General features: G+C 61.2%; 16 protein-coding genes and 1 pseudogene. 4 read left to right on the top strand and 13 right to left on the bottom strand.

Going from position 1 to position 22,997, the window contains the following annotated elements; translation table 11 throughout:
• Positions 1-358 precede the first annotated feature (358 nt).
• On the top strand, positions 359-2,347 hold the full coding sequence (locus ACS5PM_RS19495) for an alpha-L-arabinofuranosidase family protein (protein ID WP_439389336.1): 1,989 nt from the start codon (positions 359-361) through the stop codon (positions 2,345-2,347).
• 749 nt (positions 2,348-3,096) lie between these two features.
• Here the strand turns inward: ACS5PM_RS19495 and ACS5PM_RS19490 are convergent.
• From ACS5PM_RS19490 to ACS5PM_RS19480, 3 genes and pseudogenes are all read right to left on the bottom strand, one after another.
• Positions 3,097-5,691 (bottom strand): NB-ARC domain-containing protein, encoded by a 2,595-nt coding sequence (locus ACS5PM_RS19490; protein WP_439389335.1) that lies wholly within the window; start codon positions 5,689-5,691, stop codon positions 3,097-3,099.
• Positions 5,692-6,468: 777 nt separating this feature from the next.
• A complete protein-coding gene (locus ACS5PM_RS19485; RefSeq protein ID WP_439389334.1) occupies positions 6,469-7,488 on the bottom strand; it encodes an IS110 family RNA-guided transposase in 1,020 nt (339 codons plus the stop codon).
• Positions 7,489-7,734: 246 nt separating this feature from the next.
• Positions 7,735-8,691 (bottom strand): annotated as a pseudogene (locus tag ACS5PM_RS19480) (IS5 family transposase).
• Between the two features lie 265 nt (positions 8,692-8,956).
• On the opposite strand from ACS5PM_RS19480, the gene ACS5PM_RS19475 reads away from it, so the two are divergent.
• The gene (locus tag ACS5PM_RS19475; RefSeq protein ID WP_439389333.1) at positions 8,957-12,100 is read left to right on the top strand and encodes a hypothetical protein; all 3,144 of its coding nucleotides are present in this window, start codon (positions 8,957-8,959) and stop codon (positions 12,098-12,100) included.
• Between the two features lie 626 nt (positions 12,101-12,726).
• Here ACS5PM_RS19475 and ACS5PM_RS19470 read toward each other — a convergent pair.
• Both ACS5PM_RS19470 and ACS5PM_RS19465 read right to left on the bottom strand, forming a co-directional pair.
• On the bottom strand, positions 12,727-13,830 hold the full coding sequence (locus tag ACS5PM_RS19470) for a hypothetical protein (RefSeq protein ID WP_439389332.1): 1,104 nt from the start codon (positions 13,828-13,830) through the stop codon (positions 12,727-12,729).
• 188 nt (positions 13,831-14,018) lie between these two features.
• Entirely contained in the window at positions 14,019-14,234 is a 216-nt protein-coding gene (locus ACS5PM_RS19465) for a hypothetical protein (protein ID WP_439389331.1), read from the bottom strand.
• 198 nt (positions 14,235-14,432) lie between these two features.
• On the opposite strand from ACS5PM_RS19465, the gene ACS5PM_RS19460 reads away from it, so the two are divergent.
• The gene (locus ACS5PM_RS19460) at positions 14,433-14,636 is read left to right on the top strand and encodes a hypothetical protein (RefSeq protein WP_439389330.1); all 204 of its coding nucleotides are present in this window, start codon (positions 14,433-14,435) and stop codon (positions 14,634-14,636) included.
• 654 nt (positions 14,637-15,290) lie between these two features.
• The gene (locus ACS5PM_RS19455; protein WP_439389328.1) at positions 15,291-16,814 is read left to right on the top strand and encodes a metallophosphoesterase family protein; all 1,524 of its coding nucleotides are present in this window, start codon (positions 15,291-15,293) and stop codon (positions 16,812-16,814) included.
• Between the two features lie 224 nt (positions 16,815-17,038).
• Here the strand turns inward: ACS5PM_RS19455 and ACS5PM_RS19450 are convergent, their stop codons facing one another.
• The 8 genes from ACS5PM_RS19450 to ACS5PM_RS19415 all read right to left on the bottom strand — a co-directional run bounded on the left by ACS5PM_RS19450 (position 17,039) and on the right by ACS5PM_RS19415 (position 22,536).
• Positions 17,039-18,967, bottom strand: coding sequence for a DEAD/DEAH box helicase (locus tag ACS5PM_RS19450; RefSeq protein WP_439389327.1), 1,929 nt, complete (start codon positions 18,965-18,967; stop codon positions 17,039-17,041).
• A 110-nt stretch (positions 18,968-19,077) separates the two neighbouring features.
• Positions 19,078-19,332, bottom strand: a complete 255-nt coding sequence (locus tag ACS5PM_RS19445) for a hypothetical protein (protein ID WP_439389326.1) — start codon at positions 19,330-19,332, stop codon at positions 19,078-19,080.
• Between the two features lie 173 nt (positions 19,333-19,505).
• Entirely contained in the window at positions 19,506-19,793 is a 288-nt protein-coding gene (locus tag ACS5PM_RS19440) for a hypothetical protein (RefSeq protein WP_439389325.1), read from the bottom strand.
• A 62-nt stretch (positions 19,794-19,855) separates the two neighbouring features.
• Entirely contained in the window at positions 19,856-20,272 is a 417-nt protein-coding gene (locus tag ACS5PM_RS19435) for a single-stranded DNA-binding protein (protein WP_439389324.1), read from the bottom strand.
• Between the two features lie 77 nt (positions 20,273-20,349).
• Positions 20,350-20,553 (bottom strand): hypothetical protein, encoded by a 204-nt coding sequence (locus tag ACS5PM_RS19430; protein ID WP_439389323.1) that lies wholly within the window; start codon positions 20,551-20,553, stop codon positions 20,350-20,352.
• Between the two features lie 77 nt (positions 20,554-20,630).
• A complete protein-coding gene (locus ACS5PM_RS19425; RefSeq protein WP_439389322.1) occupies positions 20,631-21,059 on the bottom strand; it encodes a hypothetical protein in 429 nt (142 codons plus the stop codon).
• 174 nt (positions 21,060-21,233) lie between these two features.
• Positions 21,234-22,316 carry a PFL_4669 family integrating conjugative element protein gene (locus ACS5PM_RS19420; RefSeq protein ID WP_439389321.1) on the bottom strand — a complete coding sequence of 361 codons (1,083 nt, stop codon included), beginning with the start codon at positions 22,314-22,316 and terminating at the stop codon, positions 21,234-21,236.
• Between the two features lie 25 nt (positions 22,317-22,341).
• On the bottom strand, positions 22,342-22,536 hold the full coding sequence (locus ACS5PM_RS19415; protein ID WP_439389320.1) for a hypothetical protein: 195 nt from the start codon (positions 22,534-22,536) through the stop codon (positions 22,342-22,344).
• Between the last annotated feature and the right edge of the window lie 461 nt (positions 22,537-22,997).

Here is a 22,997-nt window from a genome sequence, read left to right as displayed (position 1 = left end):
CCGATAGGGCAGCTCGATGTATTCGTACTTCTTGTTTTCGCCGCGGCGCCGGCAAGTCGCGTGATTAACACGTCGTTCGAAGTTGAACGCGCAGTGCTGGAAAGCCTGTTCTAAGTGTTTTCATTAGTTAGTTCGGCCGTCGCACGAACTATTATCGCAAGCCACCGATATCAGGTGACCACCCTGCCTGCCAGCGCGCCGCGCATTGCTCCGGCTCAAGAATCGCACACGCGATTCAGCGCCTCGCGCAGTTGGCCAATGTCTGGGTGGGGGCCTGGGCCGCCCTGATCGGCGTCGCGTGCCTCCATGCCGCCTGTCATGACTTCGAGTTCCTTGTTTGAGTACTTCCATGAGAAAAATGAACCTGTTGTCCCTGTGCACGCTTTCCAGCGCATTCCTGGCACTGACGACAAGTGCTCCGTCGGCCATAGCTGCGTCGTCGCCCGAGATCCATATCGCGGCCGACCGGGTCAAGACCCGCATCAACCCTCACATGTACGGCCTTATGACCGAAGAGATCAATTTCGCCTACGAAGGCGGCCTCTACGGTGAACTGATCCGCAACCGCAGCTTCAAGGGCGAAGCGGGTTACGCCTATCATGCCGAAGAGCCGGTGTACTGGAACGCCGTCGGTGCGGCCGAGATGGCCCTGGACAGGAACAACAAGCTCAACGACGCCCTGGATCTGAGCCTGGCGCTGACCCTCACGAGCGCCTCGCCCGAGCAGCCGGCGGGCATCCGCAACGGCGGCTATTGGGGCATCGCCCTCAGGCCCGACACCACCTACACCGTGTCCTTCTATGCCAAGGCCGAAGGCGAGATCGGCCCACTGCTGGCCTCGCTGGCCAAGGCGGGCGGCGCCTCGGTCGTCTCCGGCAGGGTGGACGGCGTCGGGCGCGACTGGAAGAAGTTCGAGATCACGCTGCGCACCGGCAGTGACGTGGTGCCCTCCAAGGACAACGTCTTCACGCTTACCGCCAGCCGGCCGGGCAAGCTCTGGCTGCAGCAGGTGTCGGTGTTCGGCCCCACCTACAAGAACCGCCCGAACGGGCTGCGTCCGGACCTGATGGAGCTGATGGGGGCCCTGCGCCCGAAGTTCCTGCGCTTTCCCGGCGGCAACTATGTCGAGGGCGACACCTTCGGGCAACGCTTCGAGTGGAAGAAGACCATCGGCGACCCGGCGCAGCGACCCGGCCACCGCAGTCCCTGGAACTACTGGTCGACCGACGGCATGGGCATGATGGAGTTCCTGCTGTGGTGCAAGGACCTTGGCATGGAGCCCCTGCTCGACGTGTTCGCCGGCTACGCCCTCAACGGCGAGAGGTTGTCCTCCGAAGAAGACCTGGCGCCATTCGTGCAGGAAGCGCTGGACCAGATCGAATACATCATCGGCGGCACCAACACCAAATGGGGCGCGCAGCGCGCCAGGGACGGCCACCCCGAGCCCTTCCCGATGCACTACGTCGAGATCGGCAACGAGGACTTCTTCGACAAGTCGGGCTCCTACGACAAGCGCTTCTCGATCTTCCACAAGGCGATCAAGGCACGGTACCCGCAGTTGACGCTCATCTCGACGATTGCGGCCAGCGCGACGCCTTCGCAGCGCCCCGAGATGATCGACGACCACAACTACGCCTGGGGCGAGGCGCAGATGTACGAGCATCTGAACGACTACGACAAGCGCCCGCGCACCGACCCGAAGGTGTTTGTCGGCGAGTGGGCGACCCAGCAGGGCTGGCCCATGCCCAACATGAAGGCCGCGATCGCCGACGCCGCCTACCTGGCCAGCCTGGAGCGCAATGCCGACCTGGTGCAGATGGCGGCCTATGCGCCGCTGCTGGCCAATCTCAGCCAGGTGTCGGGCCACAGCCGCGACCGGTCCCTGCAATGGGCCACCAACATGATCGGCTACGACGCGCTGAAGTCCTATGGCACGCCGTCGTACTACGTTCAGACCATGTTCTCCAGCCACCTGGGCGACGTGGTGCTGGAGTCCTCCGGACGCGACATCCCGAACTGGACAAGCGATGACGGCAAGACCTTTCCGGCCTTGCACTGGGTGGTGACGCGCAAGGACGAGGCCGGCAAGCCGGGCCGCATCCAGATCAAGTTCGCCAGCCGCGCAGCCACCGATCAGCCCGTGCGCGTGAAGCTGGCCGGCGTGAACAAACTGGCACCGACGGCCCAGCTGACCGTGATGAGTTCGGCCAATCCCGATGCGGGCAACTCGCTGGACGAGCCGACCCGCGTCGCGCCGAAGACGCAGAGCCTCAAGGGTATCGCGCGCGAATTCACGCTGACGCTGCCCGCCTACTCGGTGGGCGTCCTGGAGATTGAGACGCGGTGATCGTCTCGGGGCGCAGCGCAGGGTAGGACGCCATCAGCTGCGCCGCCATCGCCGAGTGCCGACACGGCGCTCGTGGCGTTCGTCGTCGTGAATGGGCTATCGAGGGGAGGTTGTTTGTCCTCAGCAGATGCAGGCTGGGGATGCCGATCCCCCCACGTGCGTCCTTTCTTGCGTCGCCCCCTTCGAATACCAGGTGGAGCTTCAGGCCACGCAGGTTCCAAGGTTACCAACGTGCTGGTGTAGGAGCTGAGCCCGCCGTCCGGCGCAACGGGCAACCACGTAAGCGCTTTGCTCAAGTCGTCAGCGGCGTAGCATGGCCTGACGCTTTATGACCCATAGTCCGAGCGAGTTCACTACCCCGACGGAGAGCATCGGCAGAATCTAAGCCGTGGTGGAAGCTGTGGTGACGCCTATGCCCAAGCTTTCGCTCCAGCGGACGGCTTCACCGCCCTTTGTGCTTGCAGCTTGCCCGTGGAATGTCCGGTTTGCGGCGGCGCACTTCGCCTAGCTCTGGTCTGCTATGGGTCGGGTGCGCCCGGTGACGAGGGACTGCTTCCGGGTCGCCCAACCTCAAGGGCTGCTCTTCGGCAATGAACTCGGCAGAGAGTAGGTCATGTGCCGACCCGGAGCCGACTTAGCGGGTTTGAACCTGCCCACCGCAAAGCAGTCAGGTGGCCGCCGCAGACACCAGGCTCGCTTGCCCCGGCGTGCACTAACGAAGCTCACTTGCTCGTGTCTGCTCGGTTGCGCTAGACGCCGAGGCGCTCCTTCAATCCGACGCAATGCGGATTGTCTGGCTCAAGTTGAAGGCCGGCGCGTGTGAACTCCCCTGCCTTGAGTTGTTGCTCAGTATGAAGGGCAAGCCATGCCATTCGGGAGAGGTCATCTGCGGTAGCTTCGCTTCTTCTCCCCTCAAGAACCACGAGGAGTCGTTGCGCCAGATGTCGCTTCTCGTCCTTGTCGACATCCAGTTCATGTTCGCGCAGAAGTGCATTCAAACGATTCGCGGTATTCGAAACGTCATAGAACGGAACCGACGCGAGTTGTGCGCGCTCGATGAACGCATGAATTTCTCCCAGCCTGTCGGCCAATCTGTAGCACGCATGACCGAGCAAGCGCCAAGCTTCCGCTGCATCTGCCTCGGCCGGTTGCTGCTCAAGATATCGTGTGAGTTCCGCTTTGGCCTTTTCGCAGTCTTCAGGCGCGCCAGTACCTAGGTGCCAGCGAGCCAGCATCAACCAGCCCGGTGCATAAGCCCTACAGATCATCTCAACAATCGGAGCATAGTCGTCGAAAGACTGACCATCGTCGACTCGACGGGCGATGTTAGAAATGAACTTCTCGAGCTTGTGGGCAAGACCCAGGTGAATGTCATCACTTCGACTCGGGCCGAGCATCTGGAGCAATTCGACGTCACTCAGGATCGACGTCCTCAGTGGGCTGACGGTCAACTTCTTCTTGCCGAAAGCGCTAGCCACAAGCGGCAATCGAATGAACACCTGTTGATCCGCTGGTGCGGTGTGCAACTCAGCCATCGAGTACTGAACAAGAGCTTCTACGCCGGACTCGACTTCCATTCGCTCAGCAGTGGAACGCATAAGCACCGCCTCAAGCGCAATGCGCGGCACCGAAGAGTTCCATGCACACATTGTGAGAAATGCGCGCTGTGCGCACGGAGCCAGCGAAGCGTAGGTCCGCTCAAAGAGAGCCGTTAGAAGCTCGTCGTTGCCTGCAATCACCTTGGCGACGTTCGCAACCCGCCCCGTTCTAGCAAGTTCGCCAAGCAGGATCTTCATGACATACGGGTGGCCCTCGGCTGTCTGAACGATTTCATCGACGCGGGCGCGGTCAAGAGTCCCAGAGATTCCCAGCGACGCGCCAGCGCGAGCGACCAACTCGCGCGATTCAGCGTCTTCCATCCCTCTCACTTCGAGCGGGTAGTCACCCTTAAAGTCGCGCAAGCGAGTCGTGATCAGAACCTTGTTCGGGGATCGTATGAAGGTGTCGATCCAGTTGAACATGTCAATCGGGTTCTGCGTCGTCTCGAAATTGTCGAAGACGTACAAACACGCTCCCAGTTCATTCTTCTCGAGTTGCTTCTCAAAAAAGGCTCTTGCGTTGAATCCCTTCGCCTTAACCTGATTCGTAGGAAGGACTAGGCGCGCATAGAGTCGCCCCATGTCATCTGGAGAAACTACGTCCGGCCGCACGGGCTTCGGTCCAGTCAGTTTTAGGTCGACATCGCGAGCACTCAGCCAGACGACGGCCTCGTATCGGCCAGTGTCATACAGATCGTGGATAACCTTCAAAGAGAGCGATGTCTTCCCAATCCCCCCGCGGCCCACAAGCGTCACCACAGGGCGACGGTCATCAAGTAGCAGCCGGCGAAGATCGCCTTCGAGCGCCGGTCGCGGTACGTAGTCCTCCAGCGCATCGGGGACATTGGAGAAGCACCGGCCACACGGGATCAATTCGCCCTGTCCTTCTGTCTCGCTAGCGGGGAGGGTGCCCGGAGGTGCAGCGTAGTCGCCTGCGTCACCGTCGAGTCTGTCATCCGTTAGGTATGACAGCATCTCGAACCGCTTCGCACCAAGTCCACCGTTGGCGAAATAGAAGTCTCTCAACTCCGGGCCTGCGCATAGCAGGGGCACCCGTCGGAAGCTCCCAAAGTAGACGTAGACGCCATTGCGCAGGGTGTGATGTGATTGCTTCCGCAGAGACTCGAACGGTGTCGGGTCGTCCGTCATGGGCAAGACGCGGTACTTGCCAGAGTAGTTCCTAAATAGGTCTGCCCATGGGCGACGCAGCAGCGAAAAGTTCGCGCAGATGCAATCAATGCTCGTCTGGAGGTCGCCGGCGCCGCGACCTACTTTCGCCGGTTGCATCGCGCCGTGGCCCCTCGTCTTGTTCCGCAAAGTCACGAAGAGCCTGAACCATCGCCGCAGATCGGTCCTGGCGGGCAACTCTTCGCCTTCAATGCCTAGCGCATTCAGCGCGGCTTTCATTGACGCCACGGCTTCATACTGCCAGTCGCCAGGGCCGCAAACGCGCGCGAGCTCTGCCTGTTCGGTTCGAGCGTCTACTAAGAGGTACTGCGAAGCTGGCCCGGAGAGCGCGTCTTCTAGAGCTCGACCCCACTCACCCAGACCATCAGCGCGAGCGAGAGCGTGCTCAAGTCGATAGCGATTGCGATCCTTGTCATCTTCGAGTGCGGCGATCATCCCCAAGGTCACTGTCTTAAACAGCGCCTCACCTGCGAGGAGCAGCGAGAAGAAGTAGTTGAGGTCAGAGTCTGCCCTTGCGTCCCGAACTCGCTGGAGGACTTGATCGATCGCACGATGCATCGCTTACCTTTCTTCCCTGGGGCCTCTGCGTCATCCCTCCACGACAGTAAGGGATGAAAGCCGCCGCGGCCGTACTCGCGGTCGTATGGCTAGATTTTGCACCGCAAAGTTCTTCGGACGCGATGCGCAACGCATAGTCGCGCGCACGTCGCAACCGCGCCGCCAACTGATTGTCAGTCGCAGGTCGGGCCGGAAAGCTGCCGATCGCGAGAGACGGCTCCTGGCCGGGACCTCCAGTTCGCAGCCGTTACCGACGCCGGCCGCTGAAGGGCACGTCCGTCAGTGCGAGGGTCAACTGTCGTGCCGGGCCTCGGGCTCACGGTCTCGGCCATCAGCTGTCATCGGTGAACGGCAGCTTCCTGGCATCCTGACACGATCGCAATAAGGGGTTATCCACGTGGGATAACCGCAGTGGAATGCTCCAGCGTGAGCGGTGGACGCCCAACGCGCTACTAAGTCAGGCTGCCTGGGTAGGCGCCGACGCAGACGTAGCCTTTTCCCTAGGGAAGGTCTTATATGGGCGCCTCCCGGATCGCAAGGACGTTGTTCGAGTGCTGAAGCAGGAGGCAGGGCTGCAGTCTTATATCCGGCCTGTGGTGCAGGCGGCGAAGCCTGCTGGCCCTGATGGCATTCGCTGACGAGGCTCCCATCTGAACATCGAGCGCTGAGCTCTGTTTCCCTATCGGAGTGCCCCCGTCCCGGTCCGACCTGTCTGACCCATCACGCGGTTGACGTCGCTTGCTCTCCTTCAAAAGCGGCTGTTCGGTCTTCGATTCTTCAAGCGGCCTGCCAGGCTGATGCCCGCCAAGTCTGGCCTTTGGCAAGAATCGCCCAGATGGTCCTGGCAAGCTTGTTAGCCACAGCAGCGACCGCGACGTTGTACGGCCTGCGCTTGAGCAGTTCGGCCAGCCATGGCCAAGTCGTTGCGTGACTTGAGCGAACTATGGCGCGGGCGCCATGCATGAGCAGCGTTCTCAGGTAGGCATCACCTCGCTTGCTGATCCCGAGTTGCCGGACGCGACCACCGGTTCCGGTCTGTCTCGGCGCCAGGCCGATCGAGGCTGCAAACTCTCGACCGTCGTGGTACGCGGCAGGTGAACCCATGCTGGCGACGACTGCGGTTGCAGTCATCAGGCCGACGCCGGGGATGTCAGCCAGCGTCTTGCATGCCGCTGTCTCGCGTAGCTGCTGCGCCAGGCGGCGTTCGATGCCAGCGATGTCGGCATCCATCGAATCAATCCGGCGGACCTGCTCCTGCAGGGACTCAACAAGCATCGATGGAAGCCGCTCGCTGGCCACGACTAGCGCGGCCGGTAGCTCCTTGAGCAGCGCGCGATGCCCTTCTGGCAGGATGATGCCGAACTCGTAGAGCAGACCGCGCAGCTCGTTGGTTTGCATGATCCGCATCTTCATCAGCTGAGCCCGCAGCCGGTGCAGTGAGAGGACAACCTGCTGCCCGAGCGTCTTGATCGCCACGAACTTTGCGCCTGGCTGCTGTCCTGTCGTCCAGATGGCGTGGGCGTCGGCGGCATCGGTCTTGTTGCGTTGGACGAAGGGACGAACGCTCCGCGGCGAGAGAAGCCGCACCTGGTGCCCCATCCTGAGAAGCTGCCGACCCCACTCATGCGCTCCGCCACAAGCTTCCATCAGCACGAGTGCCGGCTCCCGATTCGCGAACCAAGCCAGAACTTGCGAGCGTCGAAGCTTGCGGCGCTCGATGCTGCCCGTTTCACTATCAACCCAGTGCAGCTGAAACACCTGCTTGGCGATGTCGATCGCGATAACGTTAAGCTCCATGGCGGATCCTCCGGTCAGTGGTTGAGTTGCATCTCCACTCTGGCACATTGATGCCGTCATCGGGGGATCCACCGCCGATCACGAGTTACGGCCTACCGTCGCCAGAGGGGGAGGCGCCCATACCATCTGAACAACTCGCCATCCAGCAAGTCCAGATGGCAGTGATACGTCCGATGGGCGCAATTGATGGCTCAACTCGCCGATAGATTGCGAGTGCGGGCTCCCAGGCGATTTTTCGGCTCGGAATCATGCTGTTCTTGTCGTCATCAGACGGACTTGTCCATCCAGTGCCATCAACTGCCGTCGCGCCATCCACAGGTTCGTCAGCGCGAACAGCGTGTGCAACTGCGCGGTGTTCTTGGCCAACCCGCGGTAGCGCACCTTCGTGTGCTCGAACTGGCGCTTGACCACCCGGAAGGCATGTTCGACCTTCGCGCGAACACTGGCCTTCAGGTGCTCGATTTGGTCAATGATTTCTCCGAGCTTGCCCTCCTTCTGGAAGGGTTTGCGCGAGCTCGGGCGACGCGCGACGTGCCAAGTCACGCCCGGCGTCGCGTCGGGGCGCTTGTTGGCACCGCGGTAGCCCGAATCGGCGAAGACGACATCCTCTTCGCCATGCAGCAGGCTGTTGGCCTCGACGACGTCGTTGACGTTGCCCGAGGTGCCCCGCACCGAGTGCACCAACCCCGAACCACTGGTTGCCCTTCTTGCTCTGCTTCATCTCTTGGGTCGCGCTCGCCCGAAGCGTTCTTCGTCGAGCTCGGCGCCGAGATCAGCGTTGCGTCTACCGCCGTGCCGGTCTTGAGCATCAAGCCCTTGTTCTGGAGCAGTTGTTTAACCACGCGAAGCATGTCGACCGCCAGGTCGTGCTTCTCGAGCAAGTGGCGAAAGCGCAGGATCGTCGTCTCGTCGGGGATGCGATTGGCACCGCTGCTCAAGCCCGCGAACCGCAGGTACAGCGGCACGTCGTGCAGCGCCTCTTCCATCGCCGGGTCACTCAGGCCGAACCAACTGCTGCATGTAGTGGATGCGCAGCATCGTCTCGATGGCGAACGGCGGGCGGCCCGTCTTGCTCTTCGGCCAATACGGCTCGATGATCTCCACCAGGACCTTCCACGGCACCACCCGTTCCATCTCTTCAAGGAACTCCCGCTTGCGGGTCATCTTCGTCGACAGGTTCAGGCCCAGACTGGCTTGCTTCATGACCTCGATGTTCGTCGCTCGGGCCGCCGCAGGCAACGCGTGTCAGCCCGGGGTTGTGCAGACCTTCCTTAGCACCGAACCAGCCGGGAATAGGTGCAAGTGGATGCGGAGATGGCGCGGGCTGCACTCCTTGGCGGTCAATGAGGTTTCGCCACGAGCGACGGCCTCGTCCGGGGACCGTCCGATGTTCGATGACTTAGGTGGGTGCTGTAAACGATGGAGCGGGCGCTCGCCACCGGCAGCGTCGTCAGATTAGAGTTGCTACATGGGCAAAGAATTTCCCGACCACCGTGAGCGCCTGTTCGGCCGCGAACCTGACATTCATAGGCTGCTCGACCGTGCGCGAAAGCCCGGGCTAACGGCGCTGGTCGCGCGCCCGATGATGGGTAAGACTTGGACGCTTCAGGAGCTAGCCCGTCGGCTGCTGGAGGAGGGGCGCTTTCTCGTCGGATACCACCAATCGACAGGGGCAGAAACGAGCAATCTACTCTACGCGGTCTCGAACCTTTACGCGCGCTGGCTTGCGGACAGCACGATGCGCGACCAAGCGTTGAGCCTTTGGCAGCGGCACAAGGCCTCATTGGTGCCGCGCGTCGGGCAGATGGTCGGGCTTCTGTTCGACAAACTGGCGGGCAAGCAGTTCCCTGAAGGCGTTGCGGCGACTGTGCGGAGTGCGTTCGATGGCTTGGCCGAAGCGCAAAGGGACTTGCTCATCGGCGGACTTCAACTTGCACCCTTGCCGTACGACCAAGCTCAGTCACTGGTTGACCTGGTGGTGAAGATCAGCAACCGACGCGTCGTGCTCATCCTTGATGCATGGGAGAAGTCACTGTCGCTGCGCGCTGAGCATGCGACGTTGGAGAACATCCTCAAACAGATTGTCGAGTGGCACTCCACGCATGTTCTGATTGCGATCCGAAGCCCGCAGCAGGCCGTTGGCGTAAAGTTCGCCGACGAAGCGTTGCAGCATGCGGAGAACCTGTGCCAACTCAGCGCATACGCTGCAATCCAGCGACTCGAAGCCACCATCGGCAGTGAGCAACGCGAACGCCGGCGAATGCTCGAATATGTCCGGTCGATCGTGCCTGCGGCAAGTTCCGAATCTGATGAAACGCTGCTGCTTTGGATTGATAACTACCCCGGCGTGCTGGATCGTTGGACAGCTTCTGCATCCACGGGATCGTCACTGGCGAGCGAGGACCTTTCGAGGATTGCCGCCGACGCACACGCGCTCCGCTACACCGACCTTCATCAAGTGCTGAACGGCTTGTCTGACTCGAGACTCGCATTTGCTGCGGCGCTCGCATGCTTCCCAAGCCTTGACGCTGAGGCATGGGAGATTCACAAGTCGATCCTGTTGAACGGACATGACCAGTCGTCAATCGACGCGCTCGTCGATGCTTCTGTCCTCGACCTTCAGGACAGTTTTCCCAGCTACGGCCACGATACGCGCCACGCGGCAGCGCGTCGCTGGTTTGAGCAGCACAAACTGGCACTGTGGCGTCGCACGGCTGCGGACTTAGTTAGATCTTTGGCCACAGGCATCACCGGCGTCAACTCCGCCAGCCGTCCTCGCTTCGAGGCACTGGTGGCCCTCGACGAAGTTGCATCAGAGGCGGGTGTGGACTCGACGACACGATGCTTCATCGGGGCCGCATGGGCGGCGTTTGACAACTACGAGCCGGTGCATGGCGAACCGTTCAATCGATGGTATTTGGAGGCTGCGCGGCGCACGCCCGCCGCGGCGGACTTGCTCGCACTGGCGCTATGCCTACGTGGTCTCACTGTTGGCGAGAGCGGGGACAGTGCGGCAGCGATCGCTGACTACACCGCTGCGATCGAACTGCCCGGCGCTTCGGTCAATCAGGTCGCGAAGGCGCTCCTGCATCGAGGCCACTCGCGGTATGGGCATGGTGACGGCGACGCGGCAGTTGCCGACTGGACCGCCGCGATCAAACTGGCCGGGGCTTCGTCCGAACTGGCTGCGAGAGCACTTGTCTGCCGAGGCGCGGTGATGGGCGAGCGCGGTAATAGTGAAGCAGCCATCTCCGATTGCACCGCTGCCATCGAACTATCCGGCGCTCCTGCAAAGCTAATCGCGAACGCGCTCTTAATCCGAGGAATCACGAAGAATAGGCGACGCGACACCAACGCAGCGATTGCCGACTGGACCGCCGCGATTGAGGTGCCTGGCGCTCTGCCCGAGGAGGTCGCGATGGCACTCGTCTACCGAGGCATTGCAATCGGCAAGCTCAACGACAGTGAGGCAGCGATTGCCGACTTCACTGCAGCTATCGAGCTACCCGGCGCACCGGTTGATCAGGTCGCGGAGGCACTGGTCGAGCGAGGATTGAGGATGAGCGAGCGTGGCGACATCGACGCAGCGATTGCCGACTGGACCGCTGCGATCCAGGTACCAGGCGCACCGGCTGAGAAGGTTGTGGCGTCGCTCGTCAATCGAGCAGAGGCGCGAGGACAGTATGGCGACAGTGAGGCAGCGATTGTCGACTACACCGCCGCGATACGTTGGCCCGGCGGCCCAGCGGATTTGGTCGCAAAGGCACTCCTTGGTAGAGGCGTTGAACGCAACGAGTTGGGCGACAGCGAAGCAGCAATTGCAGACTGGACCGCAGCGATCGAGCTACCTGGCGCGCCGGTTGATGAGGTCGCGGTGGCGCTTGTCAACCGAGGCTTCTCGAGAGAAGAAGGCGGCGACAGTGATTCAGCGATTGCCGACTACACCGCAGCGATCATCTTGCCCGGAGCGCCTGCCTATCAGGTCGCGAAGGCATTCATTGTCAGAGGCGTTAGGTGGGAGAAGCGAGGCGACGGCAGGGCAGCGATAGCCGACTGGACCTCCGCGATCGAGCTACCCGACGCGCCGGCCGATCAGGTATCGCATGCACTCGTCTGCCGAGGCGGTGCGAGGGACAAGTGCGGCGACACTGAGGCGGCGATTGCTGACTTCACCGCTGCGATCGGGTTGCCCGGCGCGCCGGCCAGTCAGGTCGCGAGTGCACTCTTCCAGCGAGCTGTCACGAGTAGCAGGCGCGGCGACCATGAGGCGACGATTGCCGACTACACTGCCGTTATCGACCTACCAGGCGCGTCAGCGGATAGGGTTGCGAGGTCCCTTCTCGGACGAGGCTTCGCCAGGTCCAAGCGCGGCGATGGTGGCGAAGCGATCGCCGACTGGTCCGCCGCGCTCCAGCTACCCGGAGCCCCGGCGGACGTGGTTGCAGTGGTGCGCTTCAGCAGGGGCTTTGCGAATCGGGAGCGTGGTGACAATGAAGCGGCGATTGCCGAATACGCGGCGGTTGTCGAAATGCCCGGCGCCCCAGCGCAGCTCGTCGCCTTAGCCCGCGAGGCCCTCAAAGAATTGCTTTCGTCCGGTTCCAGCGGTGCGTAGCCGGACAAGCGCAACCACTACGTCCGCCCGTGGGCTCAACCATTGAGCGACGGATTTGGGTTGCCGAGTTTGTGCGACCCAAAGACCGCAACGGGTCGAGTCCACCCGTTAACGAAGGGCTGCGTCCTGGCGGTCCAACTCGAACGACTGCTCAGCGGCGGCTAACCCGGCCTACGGTCGGGCATGTCTCGACCCAGAGCCGTCGTAGCCCGATCGAGATTGCGGTCCTCATAGCAGTCATTTGGGCGCCGGATCACGAGCAATCCGTCGGTGCCTCGCCAACGTCCGCAGCGCTTACCAAACATCTACTGTGCGAGGGACTTCGCCCTCAGTAGGCCTGCTTCCGTGAGGTGCAGGACTCCTGCTGCCTCGTGGATCGGAAATCAGTCCTTCTGGCGAACAAGGCTTCGACTACGTCGAAGTCGAAACGATTCCAAGTGCGCCCGTTTTTTAAACTCAAAGAACGCCGAGCAGCGCCAGCACTGCGTCCTCAACCTTGGCATCGTCATACTGCATGGCCTGACCTCCGGCATTTGCTCTCCTCCATCGAAAGCAAGACTCCCGGGCCTGGTGGCGTGCCGTCGGGCGCCGCTTGAGCAAGAGGTTAGGCTTCACTGCGATAAGAATTATTCGATCTCAAAATTCGTAATGTATTCGCCACTGAACGCGCCTGCAAAGTTAAATCGAAACGTGTACTGAGGCCCAAGATTGAAATCTTGACGCCAAACTCGATCATTCATGACGATGTACTCGTCGTAAACAGTTATTGTCAAGAAGGCAACTTTTATCATTCGTACGAATTTAAACTTGCCTGCGCGAAAATCGGTCAACAATCCTTGGCGAAGGGCGCGCTCAAGGATATGCTGCTGCAGCATTCGTCGGCGTTCAGGATAATGGAAAAGCGCAGCTTCAGTAAAGACGGTGATCGCGATCATGGGAGCTTCCGCGGCAATCTCCACCGTCGACTTACGATCAAGCGAGATAAGAGGAATTGAGATGGGATATCTGTACTCTCGAAATCCGATTCCCAGCAGAAGCTGCCTCTCCCACGGCTCAAGGCCTAGGGACCGGCCCACATCCTCTTGAGCAGCTGTTCCGCAGCCTAAATCAAGCCACCACCAGAAAGTTGCTGACGAAAAATGCTTGCGGCAATCCTGAGGCAAACCCGGAAACATCGCGTCGTAGCGAGCAACACGAGACTTAAGTTCATCTCCGATATAGATTGGTCTATGAGTAGCATGGGCCTTGGCGAAGACCGAGAGTAGTACTATTGTGGCCGCCAACGCTACTGCCGCTGCCACTGCGACAGACTTCCAAAGGAGCGGAGCCGTCTGCCGGGAGTATTCCGCGGTCGTTCCCGCGCTGACTACGGACAGTCCGGCCACTACGTCATGAATTCCCTGCTTGCCTTTGCCGATGACTACTGATAACGGAATCAGTGCTGATGCGAAAGCTGCGGAGAAGACGAGGAGCGGAAATAACGCAAATCGACCGTCGTCATCGCCAAAATATAGTCCGGCAATGCCAATCGACATCAAGTACAACATCGCTACCGGTGTGAAATAGAGAAGTGCCAGCTTTATAAGGACGCGGATTGCGCGGGGTTTGGTGCCGTCGATCGCCACCTCTTCGAGTTTTAACAAATGTTTGAATAGCGGGGGAAGCGTTCCCTTTCCCATACTCCCCAGGAAGGAGAAAGCAAAGGTGAAGGTAACGATCGCCCATCCCAAGTGAAGCTGCTTTACACCAGGCTTGAACCAAAGTACGACGATTACTGCGAATAGCGCAGCGCAGACAATGACGGAGACAAGCAGCGCTGACAGCGCGGCTGAGAGTACTCTGCGTACTATTAGGGCTGCAGTGGTAAGCATCTGTGATGGCGTGTCGCAGTTCTATCGCCCCATGTAGGACGCTAGGCTTACAGCTCTTGACCCGAGGGGAGGGTTAGGCCGTGGTTAGGCCGCACTTCTGTGCAGTTGGCTATTGGCTGGCAACACACGGCTGCAAAGAATGGTGCGATCGTCGGATCGGTGGCTTTCAACCGGCCGAGCGCAATGCGCAGGCGAGCCGACATCGGTCCGCCCTCGGCAAAGCTGGCGCCGGCGAGCAGCGTGTTGTAGGCGTAGTCGGTCATGCGCTGATGGACCGATTCGTTGTGGCTCCACCATCCGGTCGCGGTCCCACGACCAGCATCAGGCCGCTGGCGCGTCGGCGCAGGTCGATTCGGATCATGGCACGCTCCATCCGGCGAGGTGCGCGAGTATTGGCACGGCCGAGCCCAGGGCGCAATCCCCGAAGCCGGAGAACTCTTGCAGGATCGCCCTACGAGGCAATGCGTCGCCTGGAGTCCACGGGTTCGCTTCTCGCGCTGAGCGCAGCAACCATCCAGACGTCCTACAGCGACGAGGACGAAGTGCGCTTCCTGTTCGACAACGGGATTTCGCCTCAGGTCTCGACCAGATTGAGTCGAGACTTGATTCGCTTGCCTTTCAATTGGAACGGATTCGTCGACAACGGCGTCCGGCATCCGTGGTGACGGTCTGCCCGACAGCGAAGTGGGCAATTGGATCTCAAACCTCGCTGCATCCGTCGCCCAGACCAGGTGCGGGGCCGCCCGGCAACCGGGCCGAAAGCAGACCTTCCTTGAAGACTCCTTGTGGCCGGCTGCCGGAGGCCGCATGCGGCCGCTTCATAGATGCGAAACGCGAGGAGCCGGAGCTTAGCTGTCGGGCAGCTTTGGAGAATCTCGACCGGCGGCTCAGGGTCGGGACTGTAAGTTCGCGGCTGCGCCAGACAGCGGGCCCTCGGCGGAAGCGCCTTGGTTGGCTAGAGGCAATGGCCGCTTCTATCCATCGTTGACGCACGGCGAAGCGTCAGCGACCAGCCGCGCAACCGACTGTCATGATTTTGATTGTTTAAATGGCTCGCGTCATCCGCCATCGTAATGATTCAGCGATTGCGTATCTGCTCTAGACTCTTAAGCAGGCGAAACACACCGGGTCGTTGCAGTACAAGAGCCGGTTGCAGACTTCATACTTTTGCTGGGCTAAGACCATGATGTGGAGGAAGCTTTTACGGCGGCGGTTGCCGTTCCGCACTGTGGGGCGAAGTCTTGCCAGTCTTGGGCGGCCAGACGTGGATCGGGCGGCTGGCAAGCATTGTTGAGCAGTCTGGCCTAGCGGAGGGAAGCATGGGCGCGCGCTTCGATCTCAGCCATATCAACCTTGTGGGGTACCTGACCGACGAAACCGGTCTCGCCGCACCTCGTTCGGACCTAGGCACGATCGGGACATTTCTAATGTCACTGGCCTACGGCCAGAACCTCATCAGTTCAACGCAAGGATCACCAGATGACTGGACGCGGAAAGTCGAAGATGCAGCGGGTGACCAGTTCCGGCGCTTGAATTTCCAGTTCGGTGAGCCCGACAATGATCGGCCGGTGGATTCGAGGCGTTACCTGGATCCTCTTAAGACCTATTTCACTGGTTACGACTTCTACGCCCTCGTCCTACCGGCTGACGACCATGGCCACGACGACTCCACACTGCGCTTCTTCAGGGAGGCCGGTTTCAGCTCGGGCGCTAACGGACTGGTTCTCCTCCCCTCACAGCGGTACGAACCCGGACTCGCCCAGTTTGTTGACCCCTTTCCAGCGCTGCGAGTCCTGGCAGATCAACCGGTCGCACCGCCCGGTGTCCTATTTTGGACGCGACTCGGGGGGGCCTGCGCTCTTTCTCTGGGGGACGCCTTCGACTTTCTGCGTCATCAGTTGCTGGACGCGCTATCGGGCGGACTGAGGGCGGCGAACGACGTGATCGCCGCCCAAGCGTCCCGGCGGCGCTCCAAGCGTGTTCTTCATCTCAGCGACCTTCATATCGGCCTCGGGGAAGCGACACAACGTAGGTCTTACCTCAAGCGACATCTGAGGACTATGCTTCCATCTATTGATCGAGTGGCGGTGACCGGAGATTTGTTTGACACACCTTCAGAAGACCTCCGTGCTTCGTTCGACGAATTTCGCCGCGACGTCGAAGACGGTACCAGCAAGCGATTGCTAGTCGTTCCAGGCAATCACGACATGCGGGCCAAGGGCAATGCGATCGGCAGGCTCGGAAGAAGGGCTGAGTACGTCACCGACCTTGATTGGTCCCCGATCGACGTTGATCACGATATGCAGACCGTGTTCTTCTCGTTTAATTCGAGCGAGACCGGAGATTTCGCTCGTGGCGCCGTGAGTTTGCGCCAGCGTCTTTCGCGGTCCGAAAGGCACGATGATGAGATCTATCGCAAACAGCAGGTGCGCGATTACTTCAATATCGCGCTTGTCCATCACCACCCGGTGGACTATGGGTCGCAGCCAACTGCACTGTACGAGCGCATCCTCGCCAAGTTTGGGGGGGATGACCGATTCCTGGCCTTCGAGGAGTCGGAGGATTTCGTCAAATGGTGCGCGAGTCGACGGGTCGGCCTAGTACTCCACGGTCACAAGCATGTTCCACACTTGGCGACGGTTCAGCTGGCACAAGGGTCGGAGGTGACGATCGTGGGATGTGGATCCAGTGTCGGCGCCGAGGGAAAACCGATGTGCTACGACCTCGTCACGATCGAGCCCGCAACGCAACGCTGGAGCGTAAGCTTCTACCAGGACATGCAGGGCGACGGAAGTGGCTTCACTCTCCAGAACGTCGCGCTTGATCTTCGCGTTTCACATTAAATGCCCTCGAATCAACTGCTTGAAGTCGAAAAGCAATGCCATTTGCTGTCAGAGGCAAGCGTCTACGCACCGGACCTATCACTTGTCGAGGTTGAGGGCGGGCATTCGATTCCAAAATTGCACGATGACTCCTTCCGAGAAGGCAACCTCGCGATGCAGACCGTCGCCGATGGGTCGAAAGGGAAAGTTTGCGACCTGTCGGATCCAGTCATTCGACCTGCCAGTCAAGCAACGGCTACCCTGTTCGTCTCGACGATCGATGCCTCGATGGCGCGCTTGGATTCGAGTAGGGCGTTTATCTGCTCGTCGATGGTCCTCGCCACCAACGGGGTGATGACGAAGACGTCGTGCGTGTTGCCGCTCCGGTAGGCCCTGTCCTCGGCCTGACGCTTGAGCGCCGGTGTCCAAGGCAACGATGCGAAGAACACGTAGTTCGCGGCCGTGAGCGTGATGCCGACACCAGCGGCCATGGTCGTGCCGATGAACGCCTGGATGGCCGGATCCTGCTGGAAGGCATCGACCGCCGCCATGCGCTTTCTGGGCGCGTCAACGCCGACCAGGCTGACGCAGCGGATCCCGGCGGCCGTCAGTCCCTCCTTGAGTTGGTGCACGGTGTCCATGTACTCGCAGAAGATCAGCGCTTTGCCGCCCTGTGGCAGTCCCCTGACCGAGTCGATCAGGAAGTCCACCTTCAACGACTCCAGATGCTGACGCAGCTTGGTCAACTTGGGCATCGTTTGCAGGGTCTGATCCGCCAGGATCTTGCGGTATTCAGCGAGGTTGTCTGGGGCCTGCAGCGTGCGCACCTGGTGCAGCTTGTCCCCCAGATCCTTGAGCACGTCCTTGCCGCGCCGCAGCATCCACTCGCTGAGCCGTTGGGCCAGCTGAGCACGCCTACCTGCATCGCCCGCGAACTGGCGGCGAAAGTCGGACAGCGGCATCTGGCCGAGCGGGTGCCCGGATAGCCGAAGGAGGGTGTGGACCTCGATTTCGCGGCTGAGCACCGGCGTGCCAGTGATCAGAAACCGCCGCGGCACGCGCTCGGCCAGGAGGAACGCGTTGCGCGTGCGGCCGGTCTGGTGCTCCTTGAGGTAGTGCGCCTCGTCGACCAGCATGACAGCAAGGCGGAGCGACGCCTCGCGCACGAGGCCCCCCAGGCGTTCGTAATTGGCGACGATCCAGTCGGCCGCGCGTACGTCCCCCATCGAGTTCTGGCCGATCAGCGCCACCTTGGCGTTTGGATAGGCCGCGTGGATTTCGCGCTCCCAGTTGAGCGCAAGGCTTGTGGGGCAGGCCACGAGCACTTGGTCCGGGCCGGCGGCCAGCCGGCCGGCTACCACCGCTTGACGCGTCTTGCCAAGCCCCATGTCGTCGGCGAGGAGGGCGCTCGACAAGCCGAGCAGGTGGCGAACGCCGCTGACCTGGTAGTCCCGCAACCCACACTCGCGTGCGGCGCAGGCGAGGGCGGCTTCGTCGACTTCCAGGCGCCGCAAAGGGGTGCCAAGCGCCGACAGAAAGCCCGATCCCTCTTTGTCCGTGGGCTTGGCCGCGCCGGCCTGCGGCGGCGGCGCCCCGAGCACAGTGATCGGTACCTCGCTCTTTGGTCCCGCGACCAGGTTTTCCAGCAACAGTTCGCCGTCATGGAGGAACACGAAGGTCTCATCGACCCCTGCAACGCGCCCCAATCCCTCCAGAATCGCATCGCGCGGCTGGTGCACCTCCCACGCCTGAGCGTGCTTGTGAAAACGCCCCCCAAGCTGTTTGAGCGCCCGCACGATCAGCGTGTCGAAGGCAGACGAGACAGCGAAGCCGCCTTGTGCCAGGGGCAGGATCTGCACGTCCAGGAGCGAGGTGAAGTAGTCGCTTTGCGGGTTCTGCCAAGCGGTGGCCGCAACATCGCGGGCCTCGTCGAACGAGAAGGCGGATAGCCGGGCAGCAGCGCGCTGCAGGCCGCCCAGCAACTCCCGCATCGCACTCACCTCGCACACCCACATCCGGCGGTAGGGCGTCCAAGTGGCGCCAAGCGAGCGCATCAGCTCGTTCACGTCCTGCCCGAAAGGCGTGGCCAACCCCATGCGCAGGCCGTCGCAGGCGGCGCGCTGCACGAACGGACGCAGGGCGGGCGCGACCGGTTCGAAGGCTGGCTGGGTCACTGCCTTGGCTCGAAGCGTGTCGTGTGCAGTCGGCAGAATCGGCCGCTTCCGCAGATGTGGCGCACAGCCGAGCTTGATCGGGGAGTTCTCCAGGCCCTACCGTGTCGGCTTCATGCACTCCACGCCAGCTCAGCGCGGGCGGCTTCCAGTGCGTTGACGAACCCGGCTAGATCATCGGAATCTGCGTCTAGCGCGCCGTCAGCGATGGCGACGTCTGCGGCGTCCACGAGCCGCTGCAACGTCACGCGAATGAAGTTCGGAGCGTCGTCAGACAGGAGTTCGTCGGGGGGCGCATCTTCGGAGGGGTCGTCGCGCTCGTCGGAGTCGGCCTCGGTCGCATCGTCATCGGGCACTTCGTCGTTCATGGTGTGATCTCCTGCTGAAGGGGGTGGCCGTTGCCGAATGATTCGGTGGCGAGGTAACTCGGACCGGCTCGCCGTTGACACACCGTTCGATCGGCGCGGTCTTGATCACCACATCGCCAAAGCGCCCATTGCCATACCAGTGATCCCGTCACCTGAGCGCTTCGTTGTTGATCTCACTGGTCGAGGGCCTTCGTTCCGCCGGCGGCAAAGACGAACACCACTTCGGCCGGCGCCGTGCCGCGCCGCACGCTGAGCTGTACGAACGCCGGCAGAGGCCTCCCCGCGACGGACGCAGCTAACTCGCTGCTTTCACGGCAAAGTCGCTTTGCCGTCAGGTGAACGCCTTGCACGCGCATCGAGACGTGGCCTACGCGCGCCGCCTGCTGCACGGCATCCAGCGCGGACGCACGCACTGCGCGCCATGCCGGGAGCGCAAGGTCTGGAAGGCAAGGGTCGAACATGGCGGTCTCCGTTTGAAGAAGGCGTCGCTCGTCATTGCGGGCGACGCCGAGACAGGTCACCTTTAAGAGCTGACCATCGCAGGCTCTTCGGCGTCCAGCGCGCGCCGCGGCGGCGCGAACGAGATCGAGTCGATGCGCGACAGGACCAGCGTCACGCTGTCGGCGTTCATCTGCAGGCCAGCGCGTGGCTCGCCGGTTTCGCGATCCTTGTAGCGGTGCAGGTGCATGGTGCCGGAGGCCTCCACGCGGCTGCCCTTGCGCAGATGGGCCACGACTTGGTCTCCTAAGCGCTCCACCCAAATGGTGACGTCGACGCCGGCGCAGCGGTCGTCGTCCTGGACGAGTTGATCACCCGCACGCCGATACTCATCGGAGAAGATCCGGATGTCGACCACCCGGCGGGTTTCGCCGTCGACTCTGATTTCTCGCGCTTCGGGGTCTTTGGTCAGGTTTCCGCGAACGATCGATTGGATAGACATAGCGCTTCTTTCATTGAGGACGCTTCCCGATGTCATGTCCGATGGCTTCTGAATCTCTTTTTGCGCGAGGCGCTGGGTCAGTGCCCGCCGTCACCACCGCCACAGCCTGCGCCACCGCAGCCATCCACGCCGGGCGAAGAACCATCGCCGCCGCCGGCGCTCTGCGAGCCTTTGCGCCCGTTGACTTTGTTATTGCCCAAAAACAGCCAGAACGCGAAAGCTGGGACGAAGAGCAAGGCGGCAAATAGCAGGCCTCCGTCGAATAGGTCAGTTCCGTTCATTCTCGTCTCCTGAAATTAACATGATCAGGTGCCCGCATTGGGAATCAAAAAGCGAACTGCGGCGCGGGCAGTCAACCTCACGAATCGTAATTCCAGTTTTGGCCACGTCCTGCCCGGGGTCGGCCTTCGAGCAAACGGGTAATGGTTTTCAACTCGTAGCGCGCAACCTGTTCTTTGTGATTGAGTATTTGTGCCATTTCCTCCGTTTCGCGATACCACTGCGCCAAACCAGGCGCCAACAGTGATAGCTCAGGCTCTATGCGCTCCCACAAGCTGTGGCGACGGCCAATTCCGGTTTCACGCCAGCGAAGCTGGTGAGCCTTGGTCCGCAGCTTGTAAACGTTCAAGTTCCAGCGGCGTCCCTTCACTTCCCGCACAGATTGCGCCAACGCATCCATGGCCCGGTGCACCGCGGCCAGCTTCTCCCCGGCCTCGCGATGCCACTGCGCCAGGGTTTCGCCCTTACCCTTTAAGGGCCCTTTCCGGTCAATCATCTGTTTGACCATCTCATCCCATCCCATCGTCCCATCGCGAGACAGCCCCACTGGCGCAGTGTTCCTGCGTCTGGCGCAGCCAACTCCACCACTGAATCCACCACTGCCACAGCCCTTTCCGCTTCACATCCCCTCCGCAGGCGCAGCCCTATTCGCCCCGGGCGCTTGCCATTGCCGCAGCGTCCGTCATTGCAAACCGTCCGTCGCAGTCGCCAGCTGGGCCTCGTCGCCTGCCAGCGGCACCTCGTTCAGCAGGCGCAGCTCCTCGGCCGATACATCGAGCTGCCGGCGGCTGTGGCGGGGTGCCAGATCCCCGTTGAAAACGTCCCTGGGCAGCTCACCGAACAGGGCCACTGCGGCACGCAGTCTTTTCTTGGCTTGTTCATCGGCAGTCGGCAGCCAATCCACTCGCGACAACTGGCGCAGCTCCTCCTTCATCAGGTAGCGCTGAAACCAGACCACCCGCTCGAAAATTCGCCGGCAGGACCGCGTGATCGTGAAGATGTCCTGGTATCCCTCTTTATCCGAAAGCAGATCCTTGCGCACGAGCGTCTTGATCAGCCGCACAAAGTAATCGAAGGTTGAAATCAACCGGACCACTGCGTAGCCGTAAGGCGACCGAAATCCGAGCTCGACGCTTACTGGCGGGTCAGCACGCACGACCGAAAATGTTAGCCCGCGCCTTTGAATCTTCTCCAGACGGGCTTCCATCGCGGTGATCCGCTCCTCGATGGTAGCTATGGACGATTCAATCGAACCATGGGCCTCGATGAGGGCGAAATCGGCGTATGGGTTGTCGTTGCCGGACAGGTACCAGATGGCTCGCAGCGAAGCGCCAACCTTCTTGCCACCCGACTGCCCATACCCCGACTCACCGGGCAGCTTGGCCCGTCCGATGAAGAGCCGCGAGGCCTCCCGGGTGTGGATGGTCATCGAATCGTCGGCCTCGTCGGTCAGCTTGCCAAGGTCGTTTTTGACCTTGATTGCCTCCCGGTACGTAACCTCCTTTTCAGCTCCATCCATGGCGCTGTGCTCGGACTTCATCTGACGCAGCAAAGTTTCGCGCCGTTCCAGCTCCGCGTAACGAGAAAACCGGGGATCGGCCATATCCAAGTCATCGGCCTCCACCATGTCCTTTAGCGCAATCCGCTCGGCCTCGATATCGTATCCATCCGGAAATGGTGAGGTTTTGCTCACCGGAAATGGCGGGGGCAGTTTTGGTTTGCGCGGAGCCTTCTTGCTGGCCTTCAATGCGTCACTGATGCTCATTATGGGTCTCCAATATTCAAGTATTTCAGATGATTGATGCGCGCGCAATATCTGGCGCAATACTCAAGCTGGTGATTTTCAATTCCAAATCTCCAATCTGGCGCTGAAATCCGCCGCGCGTGGTTCGGCTTTCCTCATTCTTTGCCTTGGCGGTTTCACTGACTTTGGAATCCCCATTCCGCACGCGCATGACGCTGGTTTGCGTAATCGTTGGCGGCATGAGCCATCGCCGGAAACTCCGGGAAGAGCTCGGTGACGAATGAGTCGAATAGGGAGGCTCTGATAGCCCGCCCGGGAGCCCGGTGAGGCGCCGTTCGTGGCTCGGATTACGGGTCCCTCCTGGACCCGTTCCGTCTTGTTCAACCGAGACAACTGTGGAACCAGTCGCGGATGGAAATGCCCGACAAAATTAGTCTGTCTAACGGTTAGACAGATGAAGACCTTCGGGGATTGACGGAGGTTTGCGCTCATGCCGAGCCAACCTTGCGTCGCAATTCGGCGCTCATGGTGCGCAGCCTTTCCCTCGCCGCGGCTGGATCGATTGGCCGCTCAGACCCGCCCGCAGGCGCAGCCTCGTGACGGGCTTGCGCCTCCTCCTGCGCCTTCAGTGCATGCTGGCGTCGGCCAGGAAGTGCTTCTGCGTGGCCATCGACTGGTCCAGCCGCATCAGAAGCACTTCCT

It is taken from the genome of Ideonella flava (genome assembly GCF_051857595.1).
Taxonomy (GTDB): Bacteria; Pseudomonadota; Gammaproteobacteria; order Burkholderiales; family Burkholderiaceae_C; genus Ideonella.
Note: the sequence above shows the minus strand (reverse complement) of the source record. Positions and strands in the feature narration are given on the sequence as shown.